The organism is Bradyrhizobium sp. 191 (assembly GCF_023100985.1).
In the GTDB taxonomy this organism is placed as follows: Bacteria; Pseudomonadota; Alphaproteobacteria; order Rhizobiales; family Xanthobacteraceae; genus Bradyrhizobium; species Bradyrhizobium diversitatis.
The window spans coordinates 1,481,204-1,496,758 of sequence record NZ_CP064692.1 but is presented as its reverse complement, the minus strand read 5'-3'; the positions used below and the strand labels follow the sequence as shown (position 1 = coordinate 1,496,758).

General features: G+C 65.8%; 11 protein-coding genes and 1 riboswitch. Of the genes, 7 read left to right on the top strand and 4 right to left on the bottom strand.

The window, feature by feature from the left end; translation table 11 throughout:
- Positions 1-7 precede the first annotated feature (7 nt).
- Positions 8-1,060, top strand: coding sequence for a nicotinate-nucleotide--dimethylbenzimidazole phosphoribosyltransferase (gene cobT, locus IVB23_RS06930; protein ID WP_247803041.1), 1,053 nt, complete (start codon positions 8-10; stop codon positions 1,058-1,060).
- A gap of 6 nt (positions 1,061-1,066) precedes the next feature.
- On the opposite strand, the gene IVB23_RS06925 is transcribed toward cobT, so the two are convergent.
- Complete coding sequence (locus IVB23_RS06925; RefSeq protein ID WP_197968271.1) at positions 1,067-1,639, bottom strand: histidine phosphatase family protein; 573 nt, start codon at positions 1,637-1,639, stop codon at positions 1,067-1,069.
- Between the two features lie 72 nt (positions 1,640-1,711).
- Positions 1,712-1,915, top strand: a riboswitch (cobalamin riboswitch).
- A 116-nt stretch (positions 1,916-2,031) separates the two neighbouring features.
- Between IVB23_RS06925 and IVB23_RS06920 the strand changes: the two genes are divergently transcribed.
- Together IVB23_RS06920 and IVB23_RS06915 are read left to right on the top strand one after the other, a co-directional pair.
- Positions 2,032-4,389: a TonB-dependent receptor gene (locus IVB23_RS06920; protein ID WP_247803040.1), complete on the top strand. Its 2,358-nt coding sequence runs from the start codon at positions 2,032-2,034 to the stop codon at positions 4,387-4,389.
- Positions 4,390-4,401: 12 nt separating this feature from the next.
- Positions 4,402-5,850, top strand: a complete 1,449-nt coding sequence (locus IVB23_RS06915; protein ID WP_247803039.1) for a PepSY domain-containing protein — start codon at positions 4,402-4,404, stop codon at positions 5,848-5,850.
- Here IVB23_RS06915 and IVB23_RS06910 read toward each other — a convergent pair.
- The 3 genes from IVB23_RS06910 to IVB23_RS06900 all read right to left on the bottom strand — a co-directional run bounded on the left by IVB23_RS06910 (position 5,817) and on the right by IVB23_RS06900 (position 8,176).
- Positions 5,817-6,497 carry a siderophore-interacting protein gene (locus IVB23_RS06910; protein WP_247803038.1) on the bottom strand — a complete coding sequence of 227 codons (681 nt, stop codon included), beginning with the start codon at positions 6,495-6,497 and terminating at the stop codon, positions 5,817-5,819. The genes IVB23_RS06915 and IVB23_RS06910 overlap by 34 nt on opposite strands.
- A gap of 105 nt (positions 6,498-6,602) precedes the next feature.
- Positions 6,603-7,292 carry a class I SAM-dependent methyltransferase gene (locus IVB23_RS06905; protein WP_247803037.1) on the bottom strand — a complete coding sequence of 230 codons (690 nt, stop codon included), beginning with the start codon at positions 7,290-7,292 and terminating at the stop codon, positions 6,603-6,605.
- A gap of 107 nt (positions 7,293-7,399) precedes the next feature.
- A complete protein-coding gene (locus IVB23_RS06900; protein ID WP_061883363.1) occupies positions 7,400-8,176 on the bottom strand; it encodes a helix-turn-helix transcriptional regulator in 777 nt (258 codons plus the stop codon).
- A 315-nt stretch (positions 8,177-8,491) separates the two neighbouring features.
- On the opposite strand from IVB23_RS06900, the gene IVB23_RS06895 reads away from it, so the two are divergent.
- The 4 genes from IVB23_RS06895 to IVB23_RS06880 all read left to right on the top strand — a co-directional run bounded on the left by IVB23_RS06895 (position 8,492) and on the right by IVB23_RS06880 (position 15,555).
- Entirely contained in the window at positions 8,492-9,925 is a 1,434-nt protein-coding gene (locus IVB23_RS06895; RefSeq protein ID WP_061883203.1) for an NAD-dependent succinate-semialdehyde dehydrogenase, read from the top strand.
- Positions 9,926-10,003: 78 nt separating this feature from the next.
- Positions 10,004-11,542 (top strand): PLP-dependent aminotransferase family protein, encoded by a 1,539-nt coding sequence (locus tag IVB23_RS06890; protein ID WP_247803036.1) that lies wholly within the window; start codon positions 10,004-10,006, stop codon positions 11,540-11,542.
- A 426-nt stretch (positions 11,543-11,968) separates the two neighbouring features.
- Positions 11,969-13,978, top strand: a complete 2,010-nt coding sequence (locus tag IVB23_RS06885; RefSeq protein ID WP_247803035.1) for a hydantoinase/oxoprolinase family protein — start codon at positions 11,969-11,971, stop codon at positions 13,976-13,978.
- Complete coding sequence (locus tag IVB23_RS06880) at positions 13,975-15,555, top strand: hydantoinase B/oxoprolinase family protein (protein ID WP_247803034.1); 1,581 nt, start codon at positions 13,975-13,977, stop codon at positions 15,553-15,555. The genes IVB23_RS06885 and IVB23_RS06880 overlap by 4 nt, the downstream gene beginning before the upstream one ends.

The window sequence follows — 15,555 nt, the reverse complement described above, 5'->3', positions numbered from 1 at the left end:
AGGCAGCATGCTTCCCGAATGGGTTTACCGGAACTGCCCCGAGGTCTCCGCGGTCCATCGCGAGGCGGCCATTGCGCGGCAGGCGCAACTGACCAAGCCGACCGGCGCGCTCGGCCGGCTCGAGCAGCTCGCGATCGAGCTTGCGGGCTTGCAGGCGACCGAAGAGCCGCGCGCCTCGCGGGTGCCGATCATCATCTTCGCCGGCGATCACGGCATCGTCGCGCAGGGCGTGTCGGCCTATCCGCAAGCCGTGACGATCGCGATGATGGCGAATTTTGCCTCCGGCGGCGCAGCGATCTCGGTGCTGGCGCGTGAACTGGGTTCGAGCCTGGAGGTGGTCGACGCCGGCACGCTGGCCCGGGAGCAGATGGCGGGAATCGTGACCGACAAGCCGCGCAGCGGCACGCGCGACTTCAGCCTCGAGGCTGCGCTCACGCCCACGGACCTCGCCTTTGCCTTCGAGGCCGGCCGGCGCGCGGTGGTGCGCGCCGACGCCGGTCGGCCAGATCTCCTGATCCTCGGCGAGATGGGCATCGGCAACACCACGACCTCAGCGGCGATCGCGGCGAGCCTGCTTGGTGTGAGCGCCGGGGAGATCGCGGGCAGCGGCACCGGCGTCGATGCGGCCGGCCGCGCGCACAAGGCACGGGTGATCGATGCGGCGATCGCCCGCCACGGCGTCGCCGGAGCGTCGGTCGAGAAGATCCTGTGCGCCGTCGGCGGCCTCGAGATCGCGGCGATCTCGGGCGCGATCATTGCGGCCGCGCAAGCCCGCATTCCGGTGTTGATCGACGGCTTCATCGTGTCCGTCGCGGCTCTGGCGGCGGCGCGTCTCAATCCGTCCTGCCAGCCGTTCCAGCTCGCCTCGCATCAATCGGCGGAGCAGGGGCATCGGCTGGTGCTGCGCGCGCTCAACGTTCAGCCGCTGATCAGCCTCGATCTCAGGCTCGGCGAGGGATCCGGGGCGGCCATCGCGCTGCCGCTGGTCCGCGCGGGCTGCGCGCTTCACAACGGCATGGCGACGTTCGCGCAGGCCAACGTGCCGGATCGCCCGGCCTGATGCGGCTCAGGCCACGCGCTGGTTGACGGAGACGACGCGCCAGCCCGCCGTGAGCCGGTCGATCCGGGTCAGCGACAGCGGATCGATCACGAAGCGCAAGGCGGCCCGCGGCGTCAGGTCCAGTGCGATGCAGAGCGCGGCGCGGATGGTGCCGGAATGCACGACGAGCGTTGCCGATCCCGCCCCGATCCGCGACAGACCCAGCCGGACGCGGGCGACCTGATCCGCAAAGCTTTCGCCGTTCGGCGGCCGTTCGTGCGCCGGATCGTGCCAGAACTGCGCGTAAGTCTCGCCACCGGCCGCGGCGAGCTCGTCATGCCGACGGCCGGTCCAGTCGCCGAAATCCTGCTCGCGGAATTCGCTGACCAATTCCGGTTCGAGCCGCAGTGCGCGCGCGGTCTCGACCGTACGCCGCGACGGGCTGGCATAGCTGGTGGCATCCGGCGGCAAATGCTGCCGCAGAGCCACCAACGCTGCGTGATCGCCGAGATCCGCCCGCGCATCAGCAGCATGGATCGTCCCCGCCACGCCTTCGACGGTCGCATGCCGTATCAGCCAGAGGAAGGTCTCGCCTTCCATGCTCGCCTCCAGGAAAGTTGGTCGCTGTGGCCACAACGCCGCAACTGGCGCATTGACTCTGTCATGATGGTAATCCTAGATGATCGCGACGGTTTCCCCGAGAGGGAATGAAAAGGGAATGCGGTGCGGGGAAACTTGTCCCCAATGCCGCGGCTGCCCCCGCAACTGTAAGCGGTGAATCCTTCGTCACAAGCCACTGGGTCCTCGGTCCCGGGAAGGCGACGAAGCGGTCACGACCCGCGAGCCAGGAGACCTGCCGTCAGCCGTGGTCACACGCGAAGATGTCGGTCGGGGAGTACAGACATTCGGCTTCATCGGACGGTCCGAAAGGCCAACGGATGAAACCTCGTTCGCTGTGACGTGCCACTGACGTCATACCGAGGTTTCGTATCGTGTCTTCCATCTGTATCTTACGGCGGAGCCGCTTCCTGCTCGCCTCCGCTGCGTTTACGTCGTTTGTCATCGCCGATAGGCCTGCCGCCCTGGCGCAGCAGGTCCGCGAACCCCTGCCGCCGGTCGAGGTCTCGCCTGCTGAAACCGGCAGGCAAGCCAAGCCGGCCAACCGTGAAGCGCAACGCGCGCGCCGTGCAACTGCGCGCCGGCCAGCGACCGCATCGGCTCCGCCCAAGCCCAGCGCACCGGCCGCGACACCAGAGACGCCGCTCAACAGCAATGTGGTCGCCGAAAGCGCCTCGCGGCTCGGCCTGACCGTACGTGAGACGCCGGCGACGGTCGAGGTGATCTCCGCCCAGACCATTCGCGAGCAGGGCTATCGAACGGTCTCAGAGGTGGCGCAGGGTGCTGTCGGCGTCACCTCCGGCGACAATCCGGCCGAGCCCGCGGCCTTCTCCATGCGCGGCTTCACCAACAGCCAGATCAATACGCTCTACAACGGCATCAAGATCGGCCCGCAGAACATGACCTCGCGGATCACCGACACCGCCAATCTCGAGGCCGTGGAGTTCGTCAAAGGCCCGGCCTCGGTGATGTCAGGCGAGGGCGCCGCCGGCGGCGCCATCAACTTCGTCACCAAGCAGCCGCACATCGGGCTGATCCGGAACGAAGCCGAGTTTTCCTGGGACTCGCTCAACTCATTCCGCGCCCATTACGGCTCGGGCGGCAGCACCAATGTGCAGGGCCTCGACTATCGCTTCGACATCAGCCGTTCCACGCTCAACGGCTTTGCCGACGACACCAACGTCAAGATGTTCGACACGTCCGGCCAGCTCGACTACCGCATCTCCGATAGTCTCAAGATCTGGGGCGCTATCGAGTACCGCGAGGATCGCTCCAAGGCCTATTGGGGCGCACCGCTGGTGCCGGTCGCCTTCAGCGGCTCGCATGCAACGACGGGGATCGTCTCCGGCAACTACGTCTCGAACTACAACGGGACGAATCTCGGTGCCGTCACCATCGACGACCGCACCTTCAACACCAATTACAATGTTCTCGATAACCGGAATGTCGCCCAGGAAGTGTGGCTGCGCGGCGGCTTCGAGCTGAAATTGGCGCCTGACCTGTCGCTGAAGAGCCAGGCCTATGGCTACGGTGCAGAACGGAGCTGGTTCAACAACGAGATCGAGGCGTTCAACTCCACCACGAACCTGGTCGATCGCGAGCGCTTCTATGTCGCGCATAGCCAGCGCCTGGTCGGCAACATCACCGACCTGACCTGGGACGCGAATATCGCAGGCTTCGACAACCGGCTGGTCACGACCTTGTCGACAAGCTATCTCGATTTCGTCAGGCCGGGCGCGGCAAATTTTCCAGGCGATTCCGTTTCGCTGGTCGATCCCAACCGCGGCTACTACGGCCTGCTCACGACCCAGCAGCAGACCGCGCGCATCGACAACGAAGCGCTCTCGTTCGAGGACCGGCTGAAGCTCACGCGCAGCTTCGCGCTGGTCGGCGGCCTCCGCATCGAGCATATCGGGCTCGACCGCAATTCGACCAATGTGAGCGGGCAGGAGAAGGCAGGCTTCCCGTTCACGCAAGACTGGGCGCCGGTGACGGGCCGCATCGGCTACACCTGGGAGGCCGTTCCCGGCCTGACCTTCTTCAGTCAATACGCCACCGGCGCCGATATCGCCGCCAACAACATCTTCCTGCTCGCACCCACCCAGCCGCTCGACCTGACGACCGCGCGCACCTACGAGACCGGTGTCAAGCATCTGTTCTGGGACAACAGGGCGGAATGGTCGTTCTCGGCCTACGACATCCTGCGCAAGAACGTCTACGCGGCGGCCGGCGGCATGCAGCTCAACATTGCGGGACGACAGGAGTCGAAGGGCGTCGAGCTTGCTGCGGCGGTGCGGCCGATCGAGCCGCTTCGGCTGTGGGGCAACATCGCCTATGTCGACGCGCGCTATGCCGACTACGATTTCGTCGGCGGCTCGTTCTCCGGCAACACACCGCCGAACGTGCCGCGTATCGTGGCCAACGCCGGCGTGTCGTATCGGTTCTTCACGCCCTGGCCGGTGGAACTCGGCATCACCGGCCGCCATGTCGGCGACCGCTACAACACCGATGCCAATGTCGTGACGATGAAGGCGTACACGGTGGCCGACGTCTATGCCTTCGTCGACATTCCCAAGACGGTGTTCAATGCGGTGGACCGGGCCCGCCTGACCTTCCGCATCCGCAACATCACCGACAAGCGCTATGCGATCTGGGGCGATCCGTTCTACCCCGACCAGATCCTGCTGGGCGCGCCGCGCACCTACGAGATCTCGGCCGCGTTCAAATGGTAGGACGCTGAACGCATGATGGGCGCGATCGTCCTCTCGCACCGCTGGCTCGGGATCGCGTTCTGCCTCCTGTTCGCGATGTGGTTCGCGACCGGGATCGTGATGCACTTCGTTCCGTTTCCGTCGCTGACGGAAGCGGAGCGGTTTGCCGGGCTCGTGCCGGTGGATCGCGGCGAGATCAGGATTTCGGTCGGAGACGCCGTGGCCGCGAGCGGGATCGCGGATGCCACGCGCGTGCGGCTGATCCAGCGGAGCGTCGGACCGGTCTACATCGCGTCGGGACCGACGCGTTCCGGAGCGGTGCGCGCCTCGGACGGGCAGGACGCATCGGTGATCTCCGCCGATGCCGCGCTCGCCATCGTGCGAGCTCACGCCCGTCAGCGTGGACTCGACGCAGCACGTGCCACGATCACCGGGCATTCTGACTACGATCAATGGAGCGTGCCGAATGGATTCGATCGCCACCGGCCGTTGTTCCGCGCTGCCCTCGGCGATGCCGCCGGGACGGAGGTCTATGTCTCGTCATCGACCGGCGAGGTGGTGCTTGACACGACGCGCAGCGAGCGCGCCTGGAATTGGGCCGGCAGTGTTCTGCACTGGATCTATCCCACGGTTCTGCGAAGCAACTGGGCGCTGTGGGATGGGGTGGTCTGGACCTTGTCGCTGCTCGCATTGATCGCAGCATTGCTTGGTGCGGTGCTCGGGATCGCGCGGGTGAAGATTCGAGGACACCTGATCTCCTCACCCTATCGTGGCTGGCATGCCCTGCACCACCTCATTGGGCTTGCGGCGATGGTCTTCGTGCTGAGCTGGATCTTCAGCGGCTGGCTCTCGATGGATCACGGGCGGCTGTTCTCGCGCGGGCAGTTGACCCCGGCCGAGGCCGGCGTGATCAACGGTGCGCCGGATTGGAGGGAGGCCGCATCGCTCGATCGCCAGTCAATATCCTCCTCGGCCCGCGAGGTCGAATGGTTCGGCTTCAACGGCACTGTCTATCGGCGCGACCGGGTCGGGCTTGGCGGTCAGAGATTGATCAGGGCAGGGGATCTGCCGCACGATGAGCCGACGGGGTTTCTCAGCGCGCGCGAGCTGTCGGCATTGACGGCGCGCCTCGCCCCGCGCTGCGACGCACCGTCCGTCGTCGCCGATGGCGATTCTTACAACGTGCGATCAGCCTTCCCGGGTTCACCTGTCTATCGATTGCGCTGTGGCGAACTCTGGTTCGACATCGATGGCGCGGAAGGCCGCGTGCTGCAACGGTTGGATGCCTCGCGGCGGGCCTATCGCTGGGTCTACGGCGCGTTGCATACGCTGGACTTCCCCGCTCTCATGGCAAGCCCGCGTCTGCGTGACGTCCTGGTCGTTGGGCTCTGCGCACTCGGGCTGGCATTCTCGATCACGGGCATCGTCATCGGCTGGCGGCGTTTGCGTCAATCCAACCCTGTCTTGCCCGGCGCCCAATAGGCCTTGGTCCTCATCCGCGATGTTGCGACGCCGGCCGCTTTCAGGGCCCGGCTGATACGCTGGATCGACGAAGCCTTGCCGGTCAGGACGAAATGCGCGCTTGCGGAAAAGCGCAGCAGTTCGGCCTCGACGGCTGCGAGATGGGCATCCTCGGCGCTGCGCGCGATCAGTGTCGCGCTGGCGAGACCGATCGCCGCCAGAACGGGACTTGCTTCGGCGGCATCCGAAACTTCGAACACGTGGATTGTACCGCCTGCCTGCCGGCTCTCCTTAAGTGCCGAAGCAAGGCCGAATGAGGTTTCATCGCCGAACAAGACTATGGGCGGTTCTCCCGCGGAAGGTTCGAGTGAGCGGCGCGGGCCGAAGAGCCAGCACATGTCGCCTTCCTGCAAGCTGCTTGCCCATCGGCTGCCAGGACCGCTGCCGTGCGCGAAAGCCAGCAATGTCGTGCGTCCTTTCTCCGCGTCCCACGACATCGGCGTGTAGGTTCGCGCGCTCAGGCCGGATCCCATCGCGACCTGGATCTTCTGACCCACGGTCCACGCGCGGTCCTTGAGTGCGTCGCCCTCGAGCGCGATCGACCGAAAGCGGGGCGAGAGCACCTCGATCCTGGCGATGCGCGCAGGGCGCATCAGCCATTGCAGCAATATGCGCGTGACCCGCCCCTGCGGCGGCTTCGATGGCTCGGACATCCGGGGTTGGTCGGGCTCGTTCAAAGCGTGGCTCCAATCATTTCTCAGCGGTCGCCGGGACTACCTGGTCCTGATGGTCAGTTCGTTGCCGCGCCCCGGATTGAACGGCAGCGGCAGCGAGAGATAGCCGTTCTGGGGATCGCGGACGTAGTCGAGATAGCCCGCGCCTTCCGCAAACGCGTTCTCGCCAATGATCACCGCGCCGCACTTCAGGTGGGGCTCGAGTAGCTTCAGGATGGGAAGATAGAGCGTGAACGCGCCGTCGAGCATCACCATGTCGATCTCGCCGCCGATGCCGGCTTTGAGGGTCTCGCGCGCATCGCCGACGCGAAATTCCACCAGGTCGTCGAGCCCTGCGGCAGCGAGGTTGGCGCGTGCACGCGCAATCTTGGCGGGCTCGAGATCGGTCCCGATCAGGCGGCCGCCGCTCATGTCGCGCAAGGCGGCGGCCATGTAGATGGCGGAAATCCCCATCGAAGAGCCGAACTCCACGATGCGGGTCGCCTTGCAGGCGCGGGCGCAGAGGTAGAGAAACCGTCCGAACTCGGGCGAGACATTCAGAAAATTGTCCGCGAGCCCGCGATAGACCCCCGTGAGATCCCTGGTCTCGGCTTCGATGAAGTGGCTGATGGCGCCCTGCTGATCGGTTGCTTCGCCGATGGCTTGCATCAGCGGCGCATCGGCCGCCTCCGCTTCCTGATGAAGACGAAGGAGAACGTCGGCGACAAGGCCTCGGCTGAGGGAATCCATGTTTCTCGGCTCCGGATAATGCGCCCGCGGACGGGCCTTGGAGCCTGAATACGGAATCGGTCTGCCGCCCGCATTCCGCGAACGTGACAATCGATTGCGATTTCCGGTCAGTGCGTCAGGACGCGGCGCTCGGCGAGGTATCGCGCGGGCGGCTTCCCCAGAGCTTTGCGGAACATGGTGACGAAGGCGCTCGCGCCCTCATAGCCGAGATCGAGCGCCACAGCGTGCACCGACGCTCCCTGGTCGAGGCGCTGAAGCGCAATCAGGATGTGGAGCTGCTGGCGCCATCGGCCGAAGCTCATGCCGGTCTCGCGTTGCAGGATACGGGTGAGGGTCCTTGGAGCGACGGCCATGCGCCGGCCCCAGTCCTCGATTGTTGCGCGGTCGGAAGGGTCGGCCATCATCGCGCTCGCGATCCTGCGCAGCCTGGAATCGGCTGGCATGGGAAAACGCAGCTCTTCGACAGGCGCCAGCGAGAGCTGATCCAGCAGCACTGCCGCGATCCGCCCGTCTGGTCCGTCGAGGTCGTAAAGGGCCGGCATGTGCGTGGCATGGACCAGCAGACGTTCCAGCAAGGGGGAGATCGTCAGCGTGCAGCATTGCCGAGGCAGCGCCGGTGCCGCATTCGGCTCGAGGAACAGGCAATAGACCTCGACATTTCCAGCGACGCTCACGCCATGCGCAACATGGCCGGGAATCCAGACCGCGCAGCGCGGCGGCACGATCCACATGTTTCGCCCGGCTTCCAGCCTGACGATGCCGCGCCGGGCCAGGACGAGCTCGTCCTTGCTATGGGCGTGCATGGCCACCTCCGTGCCCTTCGTGACCATCTCGCCGCCGAAGGCTGCGATGGCGCGCGGCACGTCCTCCGGGTTGAAATCCATGGATTCATCGGGACGAAGGTCGCCGTTGTCGAGCCGGAAGAAGGGCATGGTGTGCGGATGACCGATTTGGATGCGATTGACTGGCTCCCGGCAATATCTGGCCCGCGGGCGAGACTTGCAATGCGCGCCGCCCCAATCTCGATCGGTTCTAACCGCGGATTCGCCTCACGAGACGGTGCCCGGGAAGGTCAGTGATGCGCCGCGGCGGCATCACGGATCTCTTTTCGTCGGCTGTCTTTCGGTGTAGCTCTGCGCCGGCTCGAGATGGCGGCGCCAACCCGTCGAAGACTGAAAATCATGCAGGAGGCAGCACGGATGTACCCGAAAGTTCAGATGTTCATCGCCGGCGAGTGGACCGATGGTTCGTCCGGCAAGTCGGAGGACATCCTCAATCCCGCCACCGGCCAGCCGATCGGCAAGACCCCGCATGCCTCGCGCGCAGACCTCGACCGCGCGCTGGAGGCGGCCAAGGCCGGCTTCGAGACCTGGCGCAAGACCTCGCCGTTCGACCGGTACAAGCTGATGCGCAAGGCCGCCGACATCATCCGCTCGCGCGCCGCCGAGATCGCGCCCGTGATGACCATGGAACAAGGCAAGCCGGTGGTGGAAGCGCAGGGCGAGACCATGCTGGCCGGCGACCTCATCGACTGGTTCGCGGAAGAGGCGCGTCGCGCCTATGGCCGCATCGTGCCGCCGCGGATGGGCAACGTTACCCAGCTCGTGACCAAGGAGCCGGTCGGCCCGGTCGCCGCCTTCACGCCCTGGAATTTCCCGATCAACCAGGCGGTGCGCAAGATCTCGGCGGCGCTCGCCGCCGGCTGCTCGATCATCGTCAAGGGCCCGGAAGAGACGCCTGCAAGCTGCATGGAGCTGGTGCGCGCCTATGCCGATGCCGGCATTCCGGCCGGCGTCGTGCAGCTGGTGTTCGGCGTGCCGGCGGAAGTGTCGGAATATCTCATTCCGCATCCGATCATCCGCAAGATCAGCTTCACCGGCTCCACCGCCGTCGGCAAGCATCTGGCTGCGCTCGCGGGCTTGCACATGAAGCGCGTCACCATGGAGCTCGGCGGCCATGCGCCGGCGATCGTGTTCGCGGACGCGGACCTCGACAACGCCGCAAAAATCCTGTCGGCCAACAAGTTCCGCAACGCCGGCCAGGTCTGCGTCTCGCCGACGCGCTTCCTGGTGCATGAGAGCGTCTACGAGCCCTTCGTCGACAAGTTCGTGGCGGCGGCCAAGAGCCTCAAGGTCGGCAATGGCCTCGACAAGGACACGCGCATGGGACCGCTGGCGAATCCGCGACGCGTCGACGCCATGGAGGGCCTCGTCTCCGACGCGGTCCAGCGCGGCGCCAAGGTCAAGGCCGGCGGCAAGCGCATCGGCAATGAAGGCTTCTTCTTCGAGCCGACGGTGCTCACCGACGTGCCGCGCGATGCCCGCATCATGAACGAGGAGCCGTTCGGCCCGCTGGCGCCGATCACCTCGTTCCGCAGCTATGACGAGGTGGTGGCTGAGGCCAACCGCCTGCCTTACGGCCTGGCGGCCTATGCCTACACCACCTCGACCAAGACGATGCAGGCCATCGGTGCCGACATCGAGAGCGGGATGGTCTCGATCAACCATCACGGCCTCGCACTTCCCGAAGTGCCGTTCGGCGGCATCAAGGATTCCGGCTATGGCTCCGAAGGCGGCCTCGAGGCGATCGAGGGCTATCTCAACACGAAGTTCGTGACCCAGGCGAGCGCGTAACGAAGTGTCGCGCCGTCATTCCGGGGCGAGCTCCCGGAATGACGGCGGGCAGAACCTGCGTTGCCCGGCAGGCGAGACATGAACAACAGCCGTCATCCGAGCAAGCGTGTATCCCTTGCCGGGATCCATATCGACCGGACCTTCGCGGTGCCGCTGCACTTGCAGATCGCGAAGCATATCCGGGACGGCATTCTCTGCGGCGCCTTTCCCTCAGGAACGCAATTTCTCGGTTCGCGCGAGATCGCGCGCGAACTGGGGTGCTCGCGGACCGTGGTGCTGACGGCATGGGATCTGCTCTACGCCGAGGGCTATCTGGAATCGACGCCGCGCGGCAGCGTCATTGTGGCTGCCGTTACGGCCCCGCATGCCGAGCCCGCGTCGCCTGCTGGCAAGCCTGCCCACATGTCGGAGCGTTGGCGCGCGCTGCTCGGTCTCGACTACGAGACCAACTGGCCGTCCGTATTCGCTCCGGGCGCGCCTGACATCTCGACCTTTCCGTTCAAGGATTGGTCGCGCCTGCTGCGCCAGGCCTGGCAGAATCCGAGAGAGCAGGAGTGCCTCGATCTTCCGCCCGAAGGCCATCCGCGATTGCGGAGCGAGATCGCGAACTTCCTCAGCTCCGTGCGCGGTCTCGTTTGTTCGCCGGACGAGGTCGTCGTCACCTCCGGCACGTCGGGTGCATTGGATTTCTGCAGCCGGATGATCCTCGATCCCGGCGACGAGGTCTGGGTCGAGGAGCCAGGCTTCGTCGAGGCGCGATGGGCGCTCACGGCGGCCGGCGCAAACATCGTTCCGATTCCGGTCGACGACAAGGGACTGGTCGTCTCGGAAGGAATTCGGCGCGCACCACGCGCGCGGCTGATCGTGGTCACGCCATCGCATCAATATCCGCTCGGGATCAGCATGGGCCTGGAGCGGCGGCTCGAGCTTCTCGACTGGGCGAACAAGAACGACGTCTGGGTGATCGAGGACGACTACAATTCGGAGTTCAGGCATCAGGACAGCATGATCGCCTCGCTGCGCTCGCTCGATCGCGAGGGCCGGGTGATCTATTTCGGCACCTTCTCGAAGATCATGATGCCGAACCTGCGGCTCGGATACCTCGTTGCGAACAAGCATTTCATCGAAGGGTTCGCCAAGGGCCGCGCGCGAATCGACGTGCACACATCCGGCATCGGACAGCTCGCCTTGGCGGAATTCATGCGGGAAGGCCATCTGCTGCGGCATCTGCGCGCAATGCGGCGGGTCTATGCTGCCCGGCGAAAGGCGCTGATCGAGGCGATCGGAGCGCTGATGCCGGATGATCTGACCGTGTCCTCCGCCGTCACCGGCCTGCACCTGGTGGCACTGTTCACCGACGCAATGCAGGCGCGGATGAGCGATCGGGAGGCGGCCGCGGTCCTGAAGCAGGCCGGCATCCACGTGCAGCCATTGTCGCAGAATTTCCTGGAGCGGCCGACGCGACAAGGCCTGGTGTTCGGCTACGGGCGGTTGCGCGTCGAGGATGCCGCTCCACTGCTTGCAAGAATTGCAGCCTGCATCGGCGGCGCCTCTCGCGACGCACTATCCGACCCGCCAAGTCGCTCTCTTACTGATCGTACAATAAAGAGAGGCTGAGCCGACCGCCGTGCATAGCTCATAGGCATCCGGAACTGCCGCGCGGACAATCGATCGCCTGCAAATTAGACAACTGATCTCGGTCGCTCGGACTGCAGTGCAATAGACATCGCGATTTGCTCAGACAAATCTGTGGTGCGTTGCGCGTTTCCGGTGAGGAACAGCGCGCGTTCGCGTGCTGTCTCTGCAGGCACTGCTGCACCAAAACGTGCATCCGGCGCTGTGGCGCGCTGCGCCATGGGCCTGCTGGCCCAGCGAATTGCGACAACTCTGGCCCTGTCGGAAGGCCACCGCTCTGTCGCACGCTCGCTGACGGTGGCATGACAGGGGATGCAAGATGAGCGCTCTCGGTTCGGCATTCGAGTTTGCGATGGACGGGAAGGGCCCGGCGTCCGGTTCGGGCGCCACGCGTAGCTGACGCAACACATGAGCTCTTTTGAAAGTCACTGGGAAGTCGGCACCGATATCGGTGGCACCTTCACCGATATCATCGCCATCAGGCGCGATTCCGCCGAGGCCCGGATCGCGAAAGTGCCATCGCGACCGCAGGCGCCGGTTCAGGCGATGCTGGAGGCGATCGAGGCGGTGGGCCTAAGCAAGAGCGAGGTCAAGCGCTTCGTCCATGGCACCACGCGCGTCACCAACGCGATCGTCGAGAACCGGCTGCCGAAGGTCGCGCTGGTCGCGACCGAAGGCTTTGCTGACGTGCTCGAGATCGCGCGCTATCGCCGCCGCGATCTCTATCGGCTCGACATTCCGCCGAAATCGCCGCCGCTGGTGCCGCCTGAACGCTGCTTCGGGCTTGCCGAGCGCCTCGATCACGAGGGCCGGGTGCTGAAGGCGCTGGAGCAAGCGGAAATCGAGCGTCTGCTGGCCTGGCTGAAGGACACCGGCGTGCAGAGTGTCGCGGTGGCCTTGCTTCACGCCTATGCCAATCCCGTCCACGAGAAGATGCTCGGCGAGCGTCTCAAGGAGGTCGTCGCCCATGTCTCGCTATCGCATGAGGTCAACCCCGAGGCACGCGAGTATGAGCGGACTTCGGCGACCGTGTTCAACGCGGCCGCGATGCCGATCGCGGTCGAGTATCTGAGCGAACTGGAGCAGCGGCTGCCGATCGGGCCGGGATTGCAGGTGTTTCATTCCGCCGGCGCCATGATCCCGATTTCGGCAGTGAAGCGGCGGCCGCTGGTGATGGCGATGTCGGGACCGGCCGCTGGCGTCTCTGCTTCGGTCAGCATCGCGCGCCAGCTCGGCACCTCGCGGATGCTGACGTTCGACATGGGCGGCACCACGACCGACGTGTGCCTGATCGTCGACGGCCAGGCCGAGATGACCGACGGCCGCATGCTCGGCGACAAGCCGCTACGCCAGCCGATGCTCGCGGTGCATTCGATCGGCGCCGGCGGCGGATCGATCGTGCGCAACGGTCCCGGCGGCCTGACGGTCGGGCCGGAGAGCGCCGGCTCCGAGCCGGGTCCGGCCTGCTACGGCCGCGGCGGCACGGAGCCGACCATCACGGACGCCAACGCCGTGCTCGGCTATCTCAATCCCGAGACCAAGCTTGGTGACCGTATTGGCATCGACATCGAGGCAGCCAGGCGCGTCATCGCGCCGATCGCGGGCGCGCTCGGACTGAGCCTGACGGAGACGGCGCTCGGCATCATCAAGGTCGCGAACGCGACCATGGCCCGCGCGCTTCGCCGCGTCACGGTCGAACGCGGCATCGACGGACGCGATTGCACGCTGCTCGCCTTCGGCGGCGGCGGCCCGATGCATGCCGCGGGCCTCGCCGATCTCTACGGCATCGCGGAGGTCGTCGTGCCCAGTGCATCCAGCGCCTTCTCGGCGCTGGGCTGTCTCACCGCCGATTTCAGCTTCCTGCAGCAGCAGACCCTTCGTGCCGCCCTCGAGGGCATCGATCTCGCCCGCGTCTCGGAACGGATCGAGGCCCTGATTGCCGATGCCTCGGCGCCGCTTCTCGCAAACGGAGTTGCGAAGGCGGAAATCCAGGTCGAGCTGGTGGCCTTGATGCGCTATGCGGCGCAGAACGACGCCATTCCGGTGCCGTTCACACTGCCGCTCGATCCCGCCAGGCTGAAGCAGGATTTCCTGACGCGGCATCACGAGTTGTTCGGCTATGCGACCAGTGAGCCCTGCGTCATCGAATCCGTGCGGGTGCAGGCGCGCCGCCCGTCGACGACGGTCGTCAGCCGGCCCGCGACGGCAGTGAGGGCGGTGTCTACGGGCACGCGCAGCTGCTCGTTCGACGGCTTCCATGACATTCCGACCGCAATCATCGACCGCGCCTCGCTGACTGAGACCGTCAGCGGTCCGGCTATCATCGAAGACGCATGGTCCACCGTGGTGGTGCCGCCGGGCTGGCAGGCAAAGCCTGATGTATCTGGCAATCTGTTCCTGACGCGGAGGGAGGCATGAAGCTCGACCCGTTCGTCGTCGAGGTCATCAGGCACGGTCTCTCGGCCGCAGCCGAGGAGATGAGCCTGGTGATGACGCGCTCGGCGCGCTCGCCGCTCTTGCGCGAGGCCGGCGACCTGTCGTCGGCGATCACCGACGGCCACGGCGGTCTGGTCGGGCAGGGGCGCGACATCCCGATCCACCTCGGCGCGATGGCCTACACCATCCCCGAATTGTTGAAGGTGGTGCCGCGTGACAGCCTGAACGACGGCGACGTCGTGATCTACAACGTCGGCGCGCTCGGCGGCAATCATCTCAACGACGTCAAGGTCGTGCGGCCCGTCTTCGTCGACGGCGACATCGTGGCGTTCGCGGTCAGCCTTGCGCACTGGCCCGATATCGGCGGCACCTGGCCCGGCAGTTATTTTGCCAAGGCAATCGACACCTTCCAGGAGGCGATGCGGATTCCGCCGGTGCTGATCGCGACCGCGGCCGGCGTCAATGCGCCGATCGTGCAGCTGCTCAAGGCCAATGTTCGCGACTCCGAATCCTGCGAAGGCGACCTCCTCGCCCAGATCGCCGCGACCAAGGCCGGCGAGCGGCGCATCGTCGAGCTTTGCCGCGAGCACGGCAAGGCCGTCTTCATGGCGGCGCAATCGCGCCTGCACGATCTTTCCGAGATCGAGATGCGCGCGGCTCTGCGCGATCTTCCGGACGGCATCTATGAGGGCGAGGATTACCTCGACGACGGCAGCGACAACAACGCGCCGGCACGCATCCATGTGAAGATCACCATTCGCGGCGACGAGGCGACGTTCGACCTTTCCGGCAGCTGCGACCGCGTCTCGAACTTCTGCAACACGACACCATTCATGGCGCGCTCGGCCGTCGCCTATGCCGCGCGCATCATGAGCGGGCGCGACATGCAGCAGAACGCCGGCGCGCTCAGGCCACTGACCATCATCACGCGCCCGGGCTCGATCCTGGAGCCGGGTTGGTCGGCGTCCGTCGCCGCCGGCAACCATGAGACGTCCATGCGCATCGTCGATGCGATCTTTCGCGCCATGCAGGACACCATCCCCGAACGCCTGTCGGCCGGCGGGGCGACCACTGCGGGTGTGCTGTTCTTTGCCGAACCGCGACCGAACGGATCGTGGAAGATGCTTTACGAGGTTCATGGTGGCGGCGAAGGCGCGCGCCATGATCGGGCCGGCATGTCGGCAACCCGGGTGCATCTGTCCAACACCTCGAACACGCCGGTCGAGGTGATCGAAGCGAATTACGCCATCCGGCTGGAGCAGCAGGCCATCCGCCGACAATCCGGCGGCGGGGGGGCGCACCGCGGGGGCGACGGCTCGGTCCGCACCTACCGCATCCTCGCACCGTCGATGCACCTGACCACTTGCATCGAACGGATGGTGATTGCGCCCTGGGGCATGCAGGGCGGCGAATCCGGCAAGGCGTGCCGTATCTCGCTGGTCAGGCACGGCGCGAACGTCGCGATCGACGGCAAGTCCAACCTGGTGTTGCAGCAAGACGATCTCGTCACGATCGAGATGTGCGGCGGCGGCGGCTATGGCGCCGCGGCTGCAGAGTGA